Below are 20164 nucleotides of genomic sequence, written 5' to 3'. Positions count from 1 at the left end.
ATCGGGGCCGGCAGAGATCTGCCGACCGGAACGATGGCTGACCGCCTGCTGGCGTCCACCCCCGGTTCAGGCTGAAAGGCGGGCCTGCTTGGTCAGTTTACGGTGCGCCCGCTTGCGCTTGAGCTCGGAGAGATGATCCAGGAACAGCTTGCCGTCGAGGTGATCGATCTCGTGCTGCACGCAGACGGCCAGCAGGCCATCCGCGTCGAACTCAAGCGCCCCACCAGTCCGGTCCAGCGCACGGACCCGAACCCACTCGGCACGCTCGACCATGTCCTGGTAACCGGGCACCGACAGGCAGCCTTCCTGTCCGCGTGCACTGCCGCCGGACCCGGTGATTTCCGGGTTCACCAGCACCAGGGGCTGATCACGATCATCGGACACATCAATGACCACCACCCGTTCGTGGACATCCACCTGGGTCGCCGCCAGACCAATGCCCGGCGCCTCGTACATGGTTTCCAGCATGTCGTCCGCCAGCGTGCGGATGCGGTCATCCACTTCAGCCACGGGCCGGGCGACGGTTCGCAGGCGCGGATCCGGATATTGAAGAATGTCGAGTTTGGGCATGAGTCCGTTGCGCAACAGATGAGTTCAGGTTAGCGTAAAGTCTAGAATCATAAGTGACCCGCAGGCAATTTGGAACGGAATGTCGACCGCGCCTGCAACACAGGTCGACACGGATAAGGATTACCTCATGCGAACCAGGATGCTGATCGCACTGCTGTGCGGGCTGCTTTTCGCCGTGCCGGCAGCTCTTGCGGATGACCCTTTCCGGGATGATCACCCGGAGCGCTACACGGTCCAGCGTGGCGATACCCTGTGGGACATCTCCGAGCGCTTTCTGGAGAGCCCCTGGCTGTGGCCGGAGATCTGGCACGTCAACCCGGAGATTGAAAACCCGCACCTGATCTACCCGGGCGACGTCATCCACCTGGTTTTCGTCGACGGCGAACCCCGGCTCACCGTGGATCGCGGCCAGCGCACCGTGCGCCTGTCACCGGAGGTTCGCGAGGAAGAGCTGGAGCCCGCCATCAGCACCATCCCCATGGAGGCGATTCGCCCGTTCCTGAACCGCAGCCGCGTGGTGGATGAAGAAACCCTCGAGGACGCCGCCTACATCGTTGCCGGCGAGGACGAACGGGTCATGGCAACCCGCGGGGACAACGTCTACGTCCGCAACCTGCCCGACGATCAGACCGAGAGTTTCATGATCGTCCGCAAGGGTGACCCCTATGTGGACCCGGACACCGACCGCGTCCTCGGCTTCGAGGCCACCTATCTGGGCGACGCCCGCGTGACGCGCCACGGCGACCCGGGGACCGCCCAGGTGGCCAGCAGCAACCGCGAGATCCGCGCCGGTGACCGGCTGCTCGAGGCGCCCGCCGGCCCGATCCGCACCACCTTCCAGCCGCGGGCACCGGAGGATGACGTGCGCGGGGTCATCATGGACGTGATGGACGGCGTGACACAGATCGGTCAGTTCGACGTGGTGGTGGTCAACCGTGGCACCGAACACGGCATGGAGGACGGTCACGTCCTTGCCGTCTACAAGGCGGGGCGCGAGGTGCGCGATGACGTGGCGGGCGAGACCGTGACCCTCCCCGAGGAGCGGGCCGGCGAAATGATCATCTTCGAGGTCTTCGACGAGCTGAGCTTCGGGCTGGTGATGCGTGCCACGCGTGCCATGAACACCATGGATATCGTGCGTAACCCCTGAGCACCATGACGGAACAACAGGCCTGGCTGGCGCTGGCGCGCACGCCGCGACTGAGCACGGCCCTGGCGCTGGCGCTGGTGGAACGTTTCGGCTCGGCTGCTGCGGCGCTGGACGCCGGCGCCACGGCGTGGCGGCAATCCGGTGCCACCCCGGCGGTGATCTCGGGCCTCCAGGCCCCGGATCATGACGGCATCGCGCTGGATCACGCCTGGCTCGAGGCGGCACCGGACGACCACCACTTCATCCCCTGGGCAGACGCCCGCTACCCGGCGCTGCTGCGGGAAATCGACAGCCCACCGCTGGGCCTGTTCGTCAACGGCGACCCCGACGTGCTATCGGTTCCCCAGCTGTCCGTGGTCGGGAGCCGCAACCCCACCAGCGGTGGCCGGCAGACGGCCAGGGAATTCAGCCGCCACCTGGCCGCCCGCGGGCTCACCATCACCAGCGGCCTCGCCCTGGGCGTGGACGCTGCGGCCCATGAAGGAGCCCTGGAGGCCGACGGGCTGACCATCGCCGTCACCGCCACCGGACCGGATCGCATCTACCCGGCCCGTAACCGCTCCCTGGCCCACCGCGTCGCCCGCAGAGGCGCCGTGGTCACCGAATTTCCCTGCGGCACGCCGGCCCGCGCGGGGCATTTCCCGCGCCGCAACCGCATCATCAGCGGTCTGGCCACCGGCACGCTGGTGGTGGAGGCGAGTCCGCGCTCTGGTTCGCTCATCACGGCCCGCTGCGCGCTGGAACAGGGTCGCGAAGTCTTTGCCATTCCCGGCTCCATTCACAACCCCCTGGCGCGGGGCTGCCATCTACTCATCCGCGAGGGCTCAGCGAAACTGGTGGAACAGGCGGACGAGATTCTCGAGGAGATTGGCGCCATGCTGAACCCGCTGTCCGGCACGGCACCCGGGGACGGGGCGCGCACCAGCGAGAGCGACGAATCCGGCCTGGACGATGATCACCGACGCGTCCTGGAAGCCGTCGGCCACGACCCCGTGCCCCTGGAAACCGTGCTGCAGCGCACCGCATTGACGCCTGATGTGGTTTCCTCCATTCTCCTACTACTTGAATTGTCTGGCCGCATCGAAGCAATGCCCGGCGGTCGCTACGCCCGGGCGGGACGGAATGAATGAAGGAAAACGTGTTCGACGTCTTGATGTACCTGTTCGAGAACTACCTCTATGACGACGAACCGCAACCGGATCGGGATTCGCTGGAAGGCGAACTGTTCGAGGCAGGTTTTCACCCCGGCGAAGTACGCCGCGCCTTTGCCTGGCTGGACGAACTGGGGGAGTCACGGGAGCTCCCGGGGGGCGCAGCACTGAACAGAAGCATGTCCCTGCGGCTGTTCAGCGACCGCGAAGCCGGCAAACTGGACCTGGAAAGCCGTGGCTTCGTCATCTTCCTGGAACAGATCGGCGTGCTGACGCCGGTGAGCCGCGAAGTGATCATTGACCGGCTGATGGCGCTGGACGACGACGATGTGGACCTGGACCAGGTGAAGTGGGTGACACTGATGGTTCTGTTCAACCAGCCGGGCCAGGAAGAGGCGTTTGCGTGGATGGAGAACTACCTGTTCGACAATCCCATGCACCTGATCCACTGACACGACACCGGGAACATGCCGTGTCATCGACTCGGGCGAGCGCGGCGGCACGGTGCCTTGGCGCGACGCCCCTGACAACCCACCCAGCAATCGGGAACCTCGCATCGCGGGGTTTTATTGTCTGATGAGCAAATCTCTGGTCATCGTCGAATCACCGGCGAAAGCGAAGACGATCAACAAATACCTGGGGTCCGAGTACCAGGTGATGGCGTCCTACGGCCATGTGCGGGATCTCGTGCCCAAGGAGGGCGCGGTGGATCCGGATAATGACTTCGCCATGCGCTACTCGGTGATCGACAAGAACAAGAAGCATGTCGATGCCATCGCCAAGGCGCTCAAGGACGCCGACGCCCTTTACCTGGCGACTGACCCGGACCGCGAGGGCGAGGCCATTGCCTGGCATCTCTACGAGCTGCTGCGCGAGAAGAAGCTGCTCAAGGACAAGCCCGTGCGCCGGGTGGTCTTCCACGAAATCACCAAGCGCTCCATCCAGGACGCCATCGAGAACGCCCGTGACCTGTCCATGGATCTGGTGAACGCCCAGCAGGCGCGGCGCGCCCTGGACTATCTGGTGGGTTTCAATCTCTCGCCGCTCTTGTGGCGCAAGATCCACAGCGGACTCTCCGCCGGTCGCGTGCAGTCCCCTGCGCTGCGCATGATCGTCGAGCGCGAGGAGGAGATCGAGGCATTCCAGCCCAGGGAATACTGGACCATCGAGTCCGACCTGAAGAAGGAGGAGCAGCCCTTCCAGGCGAAGCTCACCTACTTCCAGGGCGAGAAGATCGAGCAGTTCACCATCAACAACGAGGACCGCGCCACCGAGGTGCAGAAGGCCCTGGAGGCCGCCGGCCAGGATGGCTTGCCGGTGAAGAAGGTGGAACGCAAGCAGCGCCGGCGCAACCCGGCGGCGCCGTTCACCACCTCCACGCTGCAGCAGGAGGCCTCGCGCAAGCTGGGCTTCGGCGCTCAGCGCACCATGCGCATCGCGCAGCAGCTCTACGAGGGCATCGACACCGGCAGCGGCGCCGTGGGCCTGATCACCTACATGCGTACCGACTCGGTGAACCTGGCCCAGGAAGCCGTGCAGGAGATGCGCAGCGTCATCGCTGACCGCTTTGGCAAGGACAAGGTGCCCGAGGCACCGCAGGTGTACCGCACGAAGGCGAAGAATGCCCAGGAGGCCCACGAGGCCATCCGCCCCACGTCGGCGGCGCGCCATCCGGACGAGCTCAAGAGCCAGCTCACCCAGGACCAGCAACGGCTCTACGAACTGGTGTGGAAACGCGCCATGGCTTCGCAGATGATTCATGCAACCATCAACACCGTTGCGGTGGATCTGGAATGCGGTGATGGCAATACCCTGCGGGCCACCGGCTCCACGGTTGCCGACCCGGGCTTCATGGCCGTCTACCAGGAGGGCGTGGACGACGCCAAGGCGGACAGCAGCGACCGCATTCTGCCCCCCATTGAAGAAGGCGACCGGGTGACGCTGGTGCAGATCCGGCCGGAGCAGCACTTCACCGAACCACCGCCGCGCTACAGCGAGGCGAGCCTGGTGCGCACGCTGGAGGAGTACGGCATCGGCCGTCCGTCCACCTATGCCAGCATCATCTCGACGCTGCTCAGCCGCGAGTACGTGGAACTGGAGAACCGGCGCTTCCGGCCCACGCCCATCGGCCGGGTGGTGAACAAGTTCCTCACCGATCACTTCACCCAGTATGTGGACTACGACTTCACCGCCCGGCTGGAGGACGATCTCGATGAGATCTCCCTGGGCCAGAAGGACTGGGTGCCGCTTCTGAAGGACTTCTGGACCCCCTTCAAGGCGCGGGTGGAAGAGAAGAAAGACATCTCCCGGGAGGAGGTGGTGCAGGCGCGGGAACTGGGCACCGACCCCAAGTCCGGCAAGCCGGTGCAGGTGCGCGTGGGTCGTTACGGCCCGTTCGTGCAGCTGGGCACCAAGGACGACGAGGAGAAACCGCGCTTCGCCGGTCTGCGCCCCGGACAGGACATGGATACCATCACCCTGGACGAGGCGATGGCGCTGTTCCAGTTGCCGCGCAGTCTCGGCGAGACGCCGGAGGGTGAACCGGTACAGGCGAGCATCGGCCGCTTCGGCCCCTACGTGAAATACGGCAACAAGTTCGCCTCGCTCAAGGAGGATGACCCCTACACCATCACTCTGGAGCGGGCGCTGGAGGTCGTCGCCGAGAAGAAGCGCGAGGACGCCAACCGCATTATCAACGAATTCGAGGGCGGCATCCGGGTGCTGCGGGGGCGCTACGGCCCCTATGTCACCGACGGCAACAAGAACGCCAAGATTCCCAAGGACGTGGAGCCGGAAAGCCTGGATCTCGCCGCCTGCCAGGAGCTGATTGCCAAGGCGCCGGAGCGCAAGGGCAAAGCCAAGGGCAAGGGCAAGACTGCCGCCAAGAGCACCAGCAAGGCCGCGCCGAAGAAGCGCACCGCCAAGAGCAGCTAGTCGTGTCCCGCGACCGCAAGAACAAGGCCCTGGCCATGCACCTGCGGCTGCTGGCGGTCAACCGCCTCCTGGAGCGGGGCGGGTTGATCGCCTATCCCACCGAGGCCGTTTTCGGACTGGGCTGCGACCCGCTGAACGGCGAGGCGGTGCAGCGGCTGCTGCACCTCAAGGGCCGCAGTCAGGGCAAGGGCGTCATCCTGCTAGCCGGCCGCATCGATCTGTTGCTGCCGTATCTGGCCGCCACCGCCACACAGCTGGATCAGGCGCTGGCCACCTGGCCGGGGCCGGTCACCTGGGTGCTGCCCTGCCGGCGCGATGTGCCTGCCTGGCTCACCGGTGGCCGCGGCACCCTTGCCGTGAGGGTCACCGATCACCCGCTGGCGGCGCGACTCAGCAACGACTTCGGCGATGCCCTGGTGTCCACCAGCGCCAACCGCAGCGGCTCACGTCCGGCACTGACGGCCACCGAAGCGCGCTGGCGCCTTGGCGGCCGGGTCGACCATGTCGTCCACGGTGACACCGGCGGGCGAGGCCGCCCTACAGAGATCCGCGACGGCACCACCGGCGGCATCCTGCGCCACTGAGGACGGACCATGACGCAACCCGACGTGTCCGCGGTGAAAAACTACCTCCACGGCCTGCAGGACCACCTCTGCGCCGCCCTGGAGTCGGAAGACGGCACCGCCCGCTTCCACGAGGACGCCTGGGACCGGTCCGAGGGCGGCGGCGGCCGCTCGCGGGTGCTCCACGACGGCACGGTGTTCGAACAGGCCGGGATCAACTTCTCCCACGTCCACGGCGACAGCCTGCCGGCGGCGGCCTCGGAGCGTCGCCCCGAGCTCGCCGGCCGCAGTTTCCAGGCCATGGGCGTGTCGCTGGTGATCCACCCCCACAATCCCTATGTCCCCACCAGCCACGCCAACGTGCGCTTTTTCATCGCCGAGCACCCGGACGCCGAACCGGTGTGGTGGTTCGGCGGTGGCTTCGATCTCACGCCCTACTACGGCTTCGACGCCGATTGCCGGCACTGGCATGCCACGGCGCAGGCCGCCTGCGCGCCATTCGGTGAGGACGTCTACCCCCGCTACAAACAGTGGTGCGACGACTACTTCCACCTGCCCCATCGCGGCGAACAGCGGGGGGTGGGCGGCCTGTTCTTCGACGACCTGGATGCCTGGGGCTTTGAGCAGTGCTTCGCCTTCATGCGCTCGGTGGGCGATCACTTCCGCCCGGCCTATCTGCCCATCGTCCAGGAGCGCCGCGCCATGGCCTACGGGGAGCGCGAACGTCAGTTCCAGCTCTACCGGCGTGGACGCTACGTGGAATTCAACCTGCTGTTCGACCGCGGCACCAAGTTCGGCATTCAGTCCGGCGGCCGCACCGAATCCATCCTCATGTCCCTGCCCCCGCTGGCGCGCTGGCAGTACGGTTACCAGCCCGAACCCGGTTCACCGGAAGAGGCGCTGACCAGCCGTTATTTGACGCCTCGAGACTGGTTGGGCGGCGCCTGAAGACAAGTGCGCCGCGGCGCGATGCCGCAGACTTCCCGTGTACTGGCTGTGCGTGGACGGGAGAAGCGGCATGGCGGCAAACATTACCACCCTGCATCGCGTTGATCTGCAACTGGTCGTGCGGCACCTGTTGGGCGACCCGGATTCGGCGCATGACCGGATCGGCGGCCGGCACCGGCCCATGCTGGTGCTCTACTGCGCCGGACGGATCGAGGGGGAAGCATTCGCCGGTGCCATCCGCGACCCGCGGGGCGCCGCCGTTGTGACGCCGTTCGGCGGCACCGCCACGGCCCTGGCCGCCGACACCTGGCGCAGCATCCGGCTGCGGGCCTTGCGGGCCACACCGGCAGCGGTCTGGCACCATCCCTTCCCGCTGGAGACGGCAGGCGATTACGCCGCCCAGCATGATGCACTGCTACAGCACCTGCGCAATCACGCCGCCGACGCCGGCTGGGCGCTCGACCTCACACCGGCGCAGCATGTGACCAGCGGCGAGGCAGGTGCGCCAACACCCCGGGCGCTGCAACCGCCCAGGGATCTGCCCGCATGGACTTCTCCCCGCTGGAGCCCGGACCCGGAGGAGCCCCCGAGGTACATTCGCGTTTTCCCCGGGCAGGTGAGCTTCCAGGGACAGACCTTCACGATCACCGAGCGTCATACCGTTGATCTTCGTGACGGGCGGCTCATCATGGCGTTTCATCAGGCCGGCGGCGACGAACTGTGGCTCAATGACCATGGCCGTATCGTTTCCGGCCCCCCACGCACGGCGGGCGTGCGCGGCTCGCTTCCCTGATGCCGAGGAACTCTCGGCGGCCCCACCGGTCATCACAGCGACCTGGTACGACGAACGGACTTGACCCAGGTCAAGGAACCGTGCGCCCGAGGCCGCTCCCCTGTTAGCTGCCCGGTCCGCGTCGGGTACCATCAGGGAGATCTGCCAATAATCCGAAGCAAGCCGAGAGGAAACACCATGACAGAACCAACCGATACGGGTCGTCGCAAGTTCCTCAAGACCGGCGCCATGGCCGTTGCGGCGCTGCCGCTGGCCACGCTGATCCATCAGGGCAAGGTGCAGGCCATGGCCAAGGCCGAGGACGGACACGCGCTGGACTACGTCAACGACGGTGCCGACTCCGATCACCCGGACTTCGAAGAAGACCAGCGCTGCGACAACTGCGCCTTCTGGGCCGGCGAGGAGGAAGACGGCTGGGGTGGCTGCCATCACCCCGAGTTCGCCGACGTCCTGGTGAAGGACAAGGGCTGGTGCAGCGCCTGGGCCGGCTGACCCTCGGCCTCACCAACCCCACCCACGACAGCCCTCTCCGCGAGGGCTGTCGTGTTTGGTGCGCCCGCGTATCATTGGTGGTCAACTCCCCGATGCCGAGGATGGCTTGCCATGCGTCTCCCCCGTGCGTTTCCCCTGTTGCTCCTGAGCCTCCTGCTCACCGCATGTGCCGGCTTCGAGCTGCCCCGTGATCTGCCGTTCGCGCAAGGCGCCGACGATGACGACCGCGGAACCGAGGCCATCCGCGAGGCCCTGCGCGTGGGCACGGAGCGCACCGTGGATCGCACCGGACGCGAGGATGGCTACCTGGGCAACGCCATGATCCGCATCGGCCTGCCGGAGGAGTTCCACAGCGCCGCCGGTCAGCTCCGCAGGGTTGGCCTCGGCGGCCAGGTGGACGAACTCGAGCAACGCATGAATCGTGCGGCCGAGGCTGCCGCCACCGAGGCCGCTCCCATCTTCACTGACGCGATCAGGGACATGCGCCCGTCTGACGTCTACGCCGTCATCCGGGGCGAGGACGACGCCGCCACCCGTTACCTGCGCGACCAGTCGGAAGCGACGCTGCAGGAACGTTACGAGCCCGTGGTGCAGAAGCACCTGGGCGAAGCAGGAGTCTACCGCGTCTACCAACCGTTGCGTGACAGCTATAACCGCCTGCCAGGACTCCCGGAACTGGAGCTCGATCTTGACCGCTACGTCACGGACCGGGCCCTGGAGGGCCTTTTCGCCGTGCTGGCCGAAGAGGAGGGCCGCATACGGGAGAACCCGGCCGCCCGGACCACCGAACTGCTACGCGAGTACTTCGGCGGCAACGATTCCTGATCCGGCAATCGCGGAGCCACCTCCGCGAGCACCTCGCACACCCCACGGAGGGACCAATGCGCCACATTAGCGGCATCTTCCTGAAAGGACTGGCAGCCATACTGCCGGTATTCGTCACCGTTTATCTCATCGTCTGGATCGCCCGCACCGCCGAGAACGTCCTCGGCGGCATTATCCGTTTCATTCTCCCGGAGAGCTGGTATGTCCCCGGCATCGGCCTGCTGCTCGGCATCGCCCTGATTTTCTGCGTGGGGGTGCTGCTGCAGGCCTACCTGATCCGGCGTCTATTCGAGTGGAGCGAGGGTCTCGTCCAGCGCATCCCCCTGATCAAGACCGTCTACTCGGCGGTGCAGGACCTGATGGCCTTTGTCTCCGGCGGCAATCAGCGGCAGGCATCCCAGGTGGTGCTGGTGCGCGTGTCTCTGGGGGATACCTCGGCGCGCCTCATGGGGCTGGTCACCCGGCAGGACTGGGACGGCCTCCCCGGGAACATGGCCGACGAGGACGAGGTCGCGGTGTACATGCCCATGAGCTATCAGGTCGGCGGTTACACCCTGATTCTGCCGCGAAAACACCTGGAGCCGGTGGACATGGGCATTGATGAAGCCATGCGGTTCGCCCTGACCGCAGGCATGTCCACCCAGGCCAACCGTGGCGCATCGCAACATAAAGCAGCGGAATAAATCCTTGTCCCACAACGGCAAAATACGGTGTGGTCAGCGGCGCACCGGGCTTCTATGATGAAAACGGAAGAGGAGAAACGCGTGCCCGACCGGGCACCATGAAAAAGCCACGCCTGAAGTCACCAAGCACCTCGCTGCTCACAAGGCTTGAGGGCCAGATCGCTGCCGCAAGACTGGCCAGCGATTCGCTGCGGTGACCACGGGCACAACAATCGAGGCAGGTCCATGGCCGAAAGACCGGATGACATCGATCCCCAGGAGACAGGCGAGTGGCTGGAAGCCCTGGAAGCAGTGATCGAGATGGAGGGGCCGGACCGGGCCCACTTCCTCATCGAAACCCTGGTGGACAAGGCCCGACGCCGTGGCGGGTACATCCCGTTCAAGTCGACAACGGCCTACCTCAACACCATCCCCCCGCACATGGAGACGCGTTCTCCGGGTGACCACGCCCTGGAGTGGCGCTTACGCTCCATCATCCGCTGGAACGCCATGGCCATGGTACTCCAGGGGAACGAGGCACGGCCCGGAGTCGGCGGCCACATTGCCAGCTTTGCCTCCAGCGCCACCCTCTACGATGTTGGCTTCAACCACTTCTGGCGCGCGCCCAACGATGAACACGGCGGCGACATGGTATTCATCCAGGGCCACTCCTCCCCGGGTGTTTATGCCCGTTCCTACCTGGAAGGCCGGCTGGACGAGGAGCATCTGCGGGGCTTCCGCCAGGACGTGGGCGGCAAGGGCGTCACCTCCTACCCGCATCCCTGGCTGATGCCGGACTACTGGCAGTTCCCCACGGTATCCATGGGTCTGGGGCCGATCATGGCCATCTACCAGGCGCGGTTCATGAAGTACCTGCACCACCGCGGCATCATCGACATGGGTGATCGCAAGGTCTGGGCCTTCATGGGCGATGGCGAGATGGACGAGCCGGAATCCCTGGGCGCCATCGACGTGGCCGCCCGGGAGGGGCTCGACAACCTGGTGTTCGTGGTCAACTGCAACCTGCAGCGCCTGGACGGGCCGGTGCGCGGCAACGGCAAGATCATCCAGGAGCTGGAAGGCGAGTTCCGCGGCACCGGCTGGAACGTGCTCAAGGTGATCTGGGGCTCCTACTGGGATCCGCTCATCGACAAGGATGACAAGGGTCTGCTGCTCAAGCGCATGGAAGAGGCCGTCGACGGCGAGTACCAGAACTTCAAGGCCAAGGGCGGCGCGTACACCCGGGAACACTTCTTCGGCAAGTACCCGGAACTCAAGGAGATGGTCTCGAACATGTCCGATGAGGACATCCGCCGACTCAACCGCGGCGGTCACGATCCGCACAAGGTCTACGCCGCCTACCATTCGGCCCAGGAGCACCGGGGCCAGCCCACGGTCATCCTGGCGAAGACCGTCAAGGGCTACGGCATGGGCCAGTCCGGCGAGGGGCAGAACATCGCTCACCAGCAGAAGAAGATGGGCCTGGAGGCACTCAAGGAGTACCGGGACCGGTTCGAGATCCCGATTCCCGACGAGGAACTGGAGAAGGCGCCGTTCTACAAGCCGGACGAAGACAGCCCGGAGATGCAGTATCTCCACGAGCGGCGCAAGGCTCTGGGGGGCTACCTGCCGCAGCGGCGCACCGACGCACCGGCGCTGGAGATCCCGGACCTCTCGGCCTTCGAGCTGCTGCTCAAGGATTCCGGCGAGCGCGAGATGTCCACCACCATGGCGTTCGTGCGTCTGCTGTCCATACTCACCCGGGACAAGAAGCTGGCGAAACACATCGTTCCCATCGTCCCGGACGAGGCACGCACCTTCGGCATGGAGGGTCTGTTCCGGCAGATGGGGATCTACTCCTCCGTGGGCCAGCTGTACGAGCCCGAGGACTCGGACCAGCTCATGCTCTACAAGGAGAGCAAGAACGGTCAGATCCTGCAGGAGGGCATCAACGAGGCGGGGGCCTTCAGCTCCTGGATCGCCGCCGGCACGGCGTACAGCAACCACGGCGTGCACATGGTGCCCTTCTATGCCTACTACTCCATGTTCGGCTTCCAGCGCATCGGCGATCTGGCCTGGGCGGCAGGCGACATGCAGGCGCGCGGCTTCCTCATGGGCGGCACCGCCGGGCGAACCACGCTGAACGGCGAGGGGCTGCAGCACCAGGACGGCCACAGCCTGCTGCTGAGCTCCACCATTCCCAACTGCGTGTCCTACGATCCCACCTTCCCCTACGAGATGGCGGTGGTCATCCAGGACGGGCTGCGGCGGATGTACAAGGAGGGCGAGAACGTCTTCTACTACATCACCATGATGAACGAGAACTACCCCCAGCCGGACATGCCCAAGGGCGCCGAGGAAGGCATCCGCAAGGGCATGTACCTGTTCCGGGAAGGCGGCAAGGGCAAGAACAAGGTGCAGCTCATGGGGGCGGGCACCATCTTCCGTGAGGTGATTGCCGCCGCCGACATGCTCAAGCAGGACTGGAAGGTGGATGCGGATCTCTGGGGTTGCCCGTCGTTCAACGAACTGCGACGGGACGGGCTGGAGGCGGAACGCTGGAATCTGCTGCACCCGGACAAGAAGCCGACAACGTGCTGGGTGGAGGATCAGATGAAGGGCCGCAAGGGTCCGGCCATCGCCGCCACCGACTACATGCAGGCCGTGCCGGATCAGATCCGTGGCTTCATGGATCGGCGCTTCTACGTGCTCGGCACCGACGGTTTCGGCCGCTCGGACACCCGCGAGCAGTTGCGCCATCACTTCGAGGTGGACCGCTACTACGTCACCGTCGCCGCCCTGAAGGCCCTGGCCGATGAGGGTCAGCTAGACGCCGCCACGGTGACCAAGGCCATCAAGAAGTACGGCATCGACCCGGACAAGCCCAACCCGGCCCGGGCGTAACCGGCATTCCTGCGCCCGGGGCGGGCCGTCGCCCCGGGCCGAGACGTCTCGAAAAGGACCCGATCATGGCCACGAAGACGATCACGGTACCCGACATCGGCGATTTCGACGCCGTCGATGTCATCGAAGTCCTGGTCTCCGACGGTGACACCGTGGAGGCCGAGCAATCCCTCATCACCCTGGAATCCGACAAGGCCACCATGGAAGTGCCCGCGCCGGAAGCGGGCACGGTCAAAGGGGTCAAAATCAAGGTGGGCGACCAGGTCAAGGAGGGGGACACCATTCTCGAGCTGGAGCCCGCCGCGGACGGCAGCTCCGGCCCGGCAGAGGAGCCGGCTGCGGCACAGAACGCGCCGGCACCGCAGCCCGAGCAGGCGCCACAGTCCACGTCGTCCGGCGGTAGCGGCGGCAGCCAGACGGTCACCGTTCCGGACATCGGCGATTTCGACAAGGTCGACGTCATCGAAGTCCTGGTGAGCGAGGGCGACACGGTGGAGCCCGAGCAATCCCTCATCACCCTGGAGTCCGACAAGGCCACCATGGAGGTGCCCGCCCCGGCGGGCGGCACCGTCGGCACCGTCCACATCAAGGTGGGTGACCAGGTGGCCGAAGGGGATCGCATCCTGGAGCTTGAGGGTGCCGGTGGCGGTGAGGCAGCGGCCGCACCCGCCGCGGAGAAACCCGACGCGGAGGCCCCGGCTGGCGGCAGCGAACAACCGGTCCAGCCGGCTCCAGCGGAACATCACGTGCACCAGGTGGAGGCCGACGCCGCGCCGATTCCCACCCAGAAGATCGACAGCGATGCCCACAAGCGGGCCCACGCTTCCCCGGCGGTACGGCGCTTCGCCCGGGACCTTGGCGTGGACCTGGGCCACCTCAAGGACGCGGGATCCGGGCGCAAGGGACGCATCCTCAAAGAGGACGTGCAGCGTTTCGTGAAGGGCATTGTCAGTCAGGCCCAAAGCGGTGCCGGCGCTCCCGCCGCCGCCCCGGCAACCGGCAGCGGAACGGGCATTCCGCCGATCCCGCCGGTGGATTTCAGCAAGTTCGGCGAGGTGGAGGAAGTCCCGCTCTCCCGGATCAAGAAGCTCTCCGGGCCGCACCTGCAGCGCAGCTGGCTGAACCTGCCCCACGTCACCCAGTTCGACGAGGCGGACATCACGGAGCTGGAGGCCTTCCGCAAGACAGAGAAGGATGCCGCCGACAAGGAAGGTGTGAAGCTCACGCCGCTGGCGTTCATGGTCAAGGCCTCCGCCGGGGCGCTGGCGAAATACAGGGAGTTCAACAGTTCGCTCAAGCCCGAGGGCGACGCCATCATCGTCAAGCACTACATCAATGTGGGCGTGGCGGTGGATACGCCCCAGGGGCTAGTGGTGCCGGTGATCAAGGATGCCGACAAGAAGGGTGTCTACCAGATTGCCCGGGATCTCGGCGAACTCAGCGTGAAGGCGCGGGACGGCAAGCTCGGACCAAAGGACATGCAGGGCGGCACGTTCAGCATCTCCAGTCTGGGCGGGATTGGCGGCACCGCGTTCACGCCCATCGTCAATGCGCCGGAGGTGGCGATTCTCGGGGTGTCGAAGTCGGAGATGAAGCCCAAGTGGAACGGCAAGGAGTTCGAGCCGCGGCTGATGCTGCCGCTGTCGCTCTCCTACGACCACCGGGTGATCGACGGGGCCGCGGCAGCCCGGTTCACCAGCTATCTGGCGGGCCTGCTGGCGGATTTGCGGAAGCTGCTGCTTTGAGGTGAATCGGCCGAGGTGTGGAGGTGCCGGGGTTCGGGGCGCGGCGAGGGCGGGGAACGGCTGGCGGACACGCCGTGAATACGTCCTTGTAGGCTTGTCTGCGAGGTCCCTCTCGCAGACAGTCCGCCACCCGTTCCCCGCCCTCGCCGCTTCGTGCCACCTGGCAACGATCGATCACGATATCGGACGGTCCCCGGCAGCTCCCGGCCCGGGCCTGCGCAACCGAACACAGAAGGATCCGACCCATGGCGACAACAACGATCACGGTTCCGGACATCGGCGATTTCAACGCCGTGGATGTCATCGAAGTCCTGGTGAGCGACGGCGACACGGTGGAGCCGGAGCAGTCGCTCATCACCCTGGAGTCCGACAAGGCCACCATGGAGGTGCCCGCCACCACCGGCGGCACGGTGACCTCGGTGAAGATCAAGGTCGGCGACCAGGTGAAGGAAGGCGACGTCATCCTGGAACTGGAGGCCACCGAGGGCGGGGGCGCAAGCCAGGCGCCCGCGGACAAGCCCACGGAGCCGGAAAAGGCGCCCGAGAAGCCGGCCCCGGCGGCAGCGCCGGAGGCCCCGAAGCCCGCTCCGACCGCCACACCCTCCAACGCCCCCGCCGATGCCGATTGCGATGTCGTCGTCATCGGCGCCGGCCCTGGTGGCTATACCGCCGCCTTCCGGGCCGCCGACCTGGGGCTCAAGGTGATTCTCGTGGAGCGCTACGAGACGCTGGGTGGGGTCTGCCTGAACGTGGGCTGCATTCCCTCCAAGGCGCTGCTCCACGTGGGTCACATTCTCGACACCGCCGAGCAGTTCAAGGACCACGGCGTGGTCTTCGGCAAGCCGAAGATCGAGCTGGACAAGCTGCGGGACTGGAAGTCCAGCGTGGTGAAGAAGCTCACCGGCGGGCTGGCCAGCATGGCCAAGCAGCGCAAGGTGGAAACGGTCACGGGCAAGGCAGAGTTTGCGGGCCCCCATGAGCTGAAAGTCGACGGCAAGGACGGCGCGCGCACGATCAAGTTCAAGCACGCCATCGTCGCCGCCGGCTCCCGACCGGTGGCGCCGCCGGGGATGGACCTGGACGACCCGCGGGTCATGGACTCCACCGGTGCCCTGGAACTGGCGGACATCCCCAAGCGGCTGCTGGTGGTGGGCGGCGGCATCATCGGCCTGGAGATGGCCACGGTCTACGAGGCCCTGGGCTCCAAGGTGACGGTGGTGGAGCTCATGGACCGGCTCATGGCCGGCGCCGACAAGGACATTCTCCGCCCCTTCGAGAAGCGCATCCGCGCCCGCTACGAGAACATCTACACCGGCGCGAAGGTCACCGGCATGGAGGCCCAGAAGAAGGGCATCAAGGTGTCCTTCGAGGGCAAGGACGCGCCGGAATCGGACACCTTCGACCGGGTGCTGGTGTCGGTGGGCCGGCGACCCAACGGTGATCTCATCAATGCCGAGGCGGCGGGGCTGGAGCTGGATCGCGGTTTCATTCATGCCGACGAGCAGATGCGCACGCAGGTACCTCACATCTTCGCCATCGGCGACGTCATCGGCCAGCCCATGCTCGCCCACAAGGCCACCCACGAGGGCAAGGTGGCCGCCGAGGTCATCGCCGGCCAGAAGAGCGCCTTCGACGCCCGGGTGATTCCGTCGGTGGCGTACACGGATCCGGAAGTCGCCTGGGTGGGCCTCACCGAGGAGCAGGCGAAGGAGCAGGGCGTGAAGGTGGAGAAGGCCACGTTCCCCTGGCAGGCCAGCGGCCGGGCCCTGGCCATGGGCCGCGAGGAGGGCATGACCAAGCTGCTGTTCGACGAGGCCACCGGCCAGGTGGTGGGCGGCGCCATCGTCGGTGTCAGCGCCGGTGATCTCATCGCCGAGGTGGTCCACGCCATCGAGATGGGCAGCGACGCCACCGACATCGGCCTCACCATCCACCCCCACCCCACCCTCAGCGAAACGGTGGGCTTCGCCGCGGAAGTGGCCGAGGGGACGATCACGGATCTGTATATTCCGAAGAAGAAGTAGGGGGATAGCTCCGGGGCCTGATCGGGGTTCGGATTTCCGGGGTGGGAAGTGCGGTTGTGGCTCCGAAGCTCCGCCTAACTTTCCTTCTTACGAAGGAAAGTTTCCGTCCCTCCGGCCTGGCCGGCTTACAGCACATCCTTGTGCTGGGCGCCGGTGGCCGCATCCATGCGGCCACCCCTTCGGGGCCGGGCGGCCTCCGGGCCGGAGCTCCGCTAGTCGCCCCAACCGCACTTCCCACCCCGGAAATCCGAACGCGGCGATTGATAGCGGCACGGCATTCGCCAACTCCACCCATCAACAATTCGTTCGTTGTCTTGTGGCGGCGGGGATGGTGTCCGCAGCGACTTGCGCAGCGCCAGAGCGGAGGGTGTCCGGCCCCGTTAGGGGTCGCTTCATGGATGAAGCGACCTGGCGTCAGCACAGGGATGTGCTGTCGCCAGGCCAACCCGGAGCGGCGGGTAGGAAGCGCAGCTTCCGTAAGCGGAGCGTGCGGAGCCGCGGACACCATCCCCGCCGCCACAAGACAACGAACACCCCGCCCCACCCGTTGGACTGTTTGCATCTTTCAGGTACTCTGCAACACTTGTGTGACTACCGAGTCATGTTTTAATTCAGAGGTCCATCACCCATGAATCGTAACGCCAAGATCGTCTCTACGGCGCACTACCTGCCCGAACGCTGCATCACCAACGACGAGCTCAACGAGCGCTTCACGAAACTTGGCAAGCCCGAAGTGGTGGGTAAACTCCACGCCGGCACCGGTATCGAGCAGCGCTGGTACGCCCCCGACGACTGGGCCTCCTCCGATCTCGCCCTGCCGGCCGCGAAACAGGCGCTGGAAAAGGCCGGCCGCAAGCCCGAGGACGTGGACCTCATCATTCTGGGCACCGACTCGCCGGACTACATTACTCCGTCCACCTCCGTGGTCCTGCAGCAGAAGCTGGGCGCAAAACAGGCCGGCACCTTCGACGTCGCCTGCGCCTGCGCCTCCTTCCCCACGGCGCTGGCCAACGCCGCCGGCCTGCTGGCCACCAACAACCACTTCCGCACCATCCTGGTAGTGGGCGTGTACATGATGCGCAAGCTCGCCGACCCCACCGACCCCACCGTGTTCTTCTACGGTGACGGCGCCGGGGCAGCCGTGGTGGAGCCCTCCGAGGAGCCCGGCTTCATCGGCTCCTCCTTCCTGGCCAATGGCGAATACTCCGACTGCTGGGGCATCTACTCCGGCGGCACCGCCGAACCCGCCACCGAGGAATCGGTACGCGCAGGTCGCACCAACGTGCGCATGGTCAAGCGCTACCCGCCGGAGATCAACGACGAAGGCTGGCCCCTGCTGTTCAAGCGCCTGTCCGAGCAGAACGGCTTCACCGTCGCTGACGTGGACCAGGTGATTTTCACCCAGGTGAACCGCCATACCGTGGAACTTGCCGCCGACAACATCGGGCTGCCCCAGGAAAAGGCGCCCAAGATCATGGACAAGTGGGGCTACACCGGCTCCGCCTGCATACCCATGGCGCTGTCCAGGAGCGTGGACGAAGGGCGCATCAAGAGTGGAGACCTGGTGGTCATGATCGGTTCCGGCGTCGGCTACAACCAGGCCGCCGTCGCTTTCCGGATGTAGCCAGAGCAGTGCAGGTTGCCACTCCAGCATGGAGTGGCAACCCGTCCCCTCCTCGACGGACCGTTCAGCTCAAGTCTTCGAGGTCTTCTTGCTCGACGCCTTGGCCGGCTTGCTGGCCGACTTCTTTCGGGGTGTAACGCTCTCCCGCCGGGTAGTCGTGCTCTTCCCGGTGCTGCCGCCACCGGCCGCCTTCTGCCCGGGCTTCGCTACCGGGATCGACCGCAGGTGATCCTGGGAGCAGCGGGTGAGTATGGTGCTGGCCTCGGGATTCTCCGCGGCAATCCACACACTCTGATCCCCCTCCCACTGCCCCGATTCCACGGATTTCACGAAATCGGCCAACAACCGACTGGTCAGCTCCGGTATCTCCAGCGTGAACGCATGGCAGACCCAGGGCACCAGCACCAGCCGTGAACTGGGGATGTTCTCCCGCATAATGTCGTGGAGATGCCGCGGCGTGAGGCAATCGAACTCGGCATTGAGGATCATGGTCGGGCAGGTGATGTGCTTCAGCTCCGGCGTGATGGAGCGGAAATCCGCCAGCGACTCCATGAGATTCTGGATACCATAGAGCTCGTTGTTGGACGCCCCCACGCGCTTGATCACGTGCAGCAGATCGCGGTTGGCGGCAATATAGTCGTTGCTGAAATTCAGCGGCATGAGCAGATCGAGATAGAACTCGAAACCCACCCTGGCCAGCCCCTGGTAGAGGTTCACCGAGTGCCCCTCGAGCTGGGCGTCCAGCTCGGAGAAAGTGCTCGCCGGGATCAGGCCGCCAATGCGATTCGGATAACGAATCGCATACTTGAGCGCCACCACGCCGCCGAAGGAAATCCCCATCACATACGGCCGCTCCAGGCCTAGATGGGTATGCAGCGCCGCCAGCATAGTGGCGTGGTCGTCGAAGTCCGCACCCAGCACCGGCTTCGAGGATGCCCCCTGGCCCACCATGTCATAGGTGAGCACCCGGCAGCCCCGCGCCGGCAACTGCTCGAAGTAAGGCGCCCAATGGCTGGTACGCATGGACAAGCCATTGATGATGGTAACAACCGGGTCACCCTCGCGGCCGTGCAGCTCGTAGTACAGCGACTGGCCGTCGTGCTCGAACACCGGCATCAGGAGTCACCTCCCTGCATCGTTGCCCCGGGCGGCTGCCCCAGCGTGCCCAGGAGCTGCGCGAACGAGGCCTCCACGCGCTGGCGCTGATCCTCGACGACCCGCTCGCGCTCGTCCCGGGACAGTCCGCCGTCCAGCTCCTTAAGCATCCGGATCTGGGTCTGGATCTGGCGGCCGTTCTCGTCCTCAATGGCCTTGATGGCACTGAGGAAGGAGTCGGACTCCAGGTCCTGGTGCGGGGGCAGCAACGGCAGGAACCGGATCACGGACATGAACGCATGGCTCAAAGCCATGTAGCTGTAGAAGCGCTCGTCCACTTCGAAAAAGCCGGGCAGATAACGAGCCGCCTCGGTACGCGACCAGAGATCCATACTCAGTGTCCCCGCCTCCATATAGATCAGCGGCTGGGAAGACCACCGTGTCGCGCGGCCCAGCAGCGTGGACAATTCCAGCTCCCGGTAATACTGGCCGTGCAGGAAGCGGTACGGCAGCCACTCCACGGGCTGCCACTCCAGCTTGGCCAGCACGGAGGCGTTGAGCCCTTTCACGGCCTGCAGATAGAGCGCGATGCGGGTCTGATCCTCGGCATCCGGAGGGCCATGGCGGAGCTGCCGCCGCACCCGACGCTGCACTTCCTCGAGCGACTCGGTCATTACCTCTGCC

Annotated in this window: 17 protein-coding genes; 14 read left to right on the top strand and 3 right to left on the bottom strand. The window is 65.8% G+C overall.

All coding sequences use genetic code 11. From position 1 onward, the window contains the following. Positions 1–66: 66 nt before the first annotated feature. The gene (gene def, locus KU884_RS00335; RefSeq protein WP_167780758.1) at positions 67–570 is read right to left on the bottom strand and encodes a peptide deformylase; all 504 of its coding nucleotides are present in this window, start codon (positions 568–570) and stop codon (positions 67–69) included. 127 nt (positions 571–697) lie between these two features. On the opposite strand from def, the gene KU884_RS00330 reads away from it, so the two are divergent. The 14 genes from KU884_RS00330 (at position 698) to KU884_RS00265 (ending at position 18385) form a co-directional block, all read left to right on the top strand. Beyond that, complete coding sequence (locus tag KU884_RS00330; RefSeq protein ID WP_254432126.1) at positions 698–1720, top strand: LysM peptidoglycan-binding domain-containing protein; 1023 nt, start codon at positions 698–700, stop codon at positions 1718–1720. Between the two features lie 5 nt (positions 1721–1725). After that, positions 1726–2850, top strand: a complete 1125-nt coding sequence (dprA, locus tag KU884_RS00325; RefSeq protein ID WP_167780757.1) for a DNA-processing protein DprA — start codon at positions 1726–1728, stop codon at positions 2848–2850. Then, on the top strand, positions 2847–3323 hold the full coding sequence (locus KU884_RS00320; protein WP_167780756.1) for a DUF494 domain-containing protein: 477 nt from the start codon (positions 2847–2849) through the stop codon (positions 3321–3323). Before dprA ends, KU884_RS00320 begins: the two co-directional genes overlap by 4 nt. A 124-nt stretch (positions 3324–3447) precedes the next feature. Continuing rightward, positions 3448–5805, top strand: a complete 2358-nt coding sequence (locus KU884_RS00315; RefSeq protein ID WP_167780755.1) for a DNA topoisomerase I — start codon at positions 3448–3450, stop codon at positions 5803–5805. Between the two features lie 35 nt (positions 5806–5840). Next, the gene (locus tag KU884_RS00310) at positions 5841–6389 is read left to right on the top strand and encodes an L-threonylcarbamoyladenylate synthase (RefSeq protein WP_167784053.1); all 549 of its coding nucleotides are present in this window, start codon (positions 5841–5843) and stop codon (positions 6387–6389) included. A 9-nt stretch (positions 6390–6398) separates the two neighbouring features. Then, positions 6399–7316, top strand: a complete 918-nt coding sequence (gene hemF, locus KU884_RS00305; protein ID WP_167780754.1) for an oxygen-dependent coproporphyrinogen oxidase — start codon at positions 6399–6401, stop codon at positions 7314–7316. 70 nt (positions 7317–7386) lie between these two features. Next, positions 7387–8109, top strand: coding sequence for a hypothetical protein (locus KU884_RS00300; RefSeq protein ID WP_167780753.1), 723 nt, complete (start codon positions 7387–7389; stop codon positions 8107–8109). Between the two features lie 177 nt (positions 8110–8286). Beyond that, positions 8287–8601, top strand: a complete 315-nt coding sequence (locus KU884_RS00295; protein WP_167780752.1) for a high-potential iron-sulfur protein — start codon at positions 8287–8289, stop codon at positions 8599–8601. Between the two features lie 111 nt (positions 8602–8712). Beyond that, complete coding sequence (locus KU884_RS00290; protein ID WP_167780751.1) at positions 8713–9426, top strand: DUF4197 domain-containing protein; 714 nt, start codon at positions 8713–8715, stop codon at positions 9424–9426. A 56-nt stretch (positions 9427–9482) separates the two neighbouring features. Then, a complete protein-coding gene (locus tag KU884_RS00285) occupies positions 9483–10109 on the top strand; it encodes a DUF502 domain-containing protein (RefSeq protein WP_167780750.1) in 627 nt (208 codons plus the stop codon). Positions 10110–10334: 225 nt separating this feature from the next. Next, a complete protein-coding gene (gene aceE / locus KU884_RS00280; protein ID WP_167780749.1) occupies positions 10335–12992 on the top strand; it encodes a pyruvate dehydrogenase (acetyl-transferring), homodimeric type in 2658 nt (885 codons plus the stop codon). 65 nt (positions 12993–13057) lie between these two features. After that, on the top strand, positions 13058–14737 hold the full coding sequence (gene aceF / locus KU884_RS00275) for a dihydrolipoyllysine-residue acetyltransferase (RefSeq protein WP_167780748.1): 1680 nt from the start codon (positions 13058–13060) through the stop codon (positions 14735–14737). A 245-nt stretch (positions 14738–14982) separates the two neighbouring features. Next, the gene (lpdA, locus tag KU884_RS00270; protein ID WP_167780747.1) at positions 14983–16761 is read left to right on the top strand and encodes a dihydrolipoyl dehydrogenase; all 1779 of its coding nucleotides are present in this window, start codon (positions 14983–14985) and stop codon (positions 16759–16761) included. 628 nt (positions 16762–17389) lie between these two features. Beyond that, positions 17390–18385: a 3-oxoacyl-ACP synthase III family protein gene (locus tag KU884_RS00265; protein ID WP_167780746.1), complete on the top strand. Its 996-nt coding sequence runs from the start codon at positions 17390–17392 to the stop codon at positions 18383–18385. A 69-nt stretch (positions 18386–18454) separates the two neighbouring features. On the opposite strand, the gene KU884_RS00260 is transcribed toward KU884_RS00265, so the two are convergent. Then, positions 18455–19501 (bottom strand): alpha/beta fold hydrolase, encoded by a 1047-nt coding sequence (locus KU884_RS00260; protein ID WP_167780745.1) that lies wholly within the window; start codon positions 19499–19501, stop codon positions 18455–18457. Further along, positions 19501–20154 carry a hypothetical protein gene (locus KU884_RS00255; protein WP_167780744.1) on the bottom strand — a complete coding sequence of 218 codons (654 nt, stop codon included), beginning with the start codon at positions 20152–20154 and terminating at the stop codon, positions 19501–19503. The genes KU884_RS00260 and KU884_RS00255 overlap by 1 nt, the downstream gene beginning before the upstream one ends. Positions 20155–20164 lie beyond the last annotated feature (10 nt).

Source organism: Aquisalimonas sp. 2447, from assembly GCF_012044895.1.
Lineage (GTDB): Bacteria > Pseudomonadota > Gammaproteobacteria > Nitrococcales > Aquisalimonadaceae > Aquisalimonas.
This window is presented reverse-complemented; position numbering and strand designations above follow the sequence as displayed.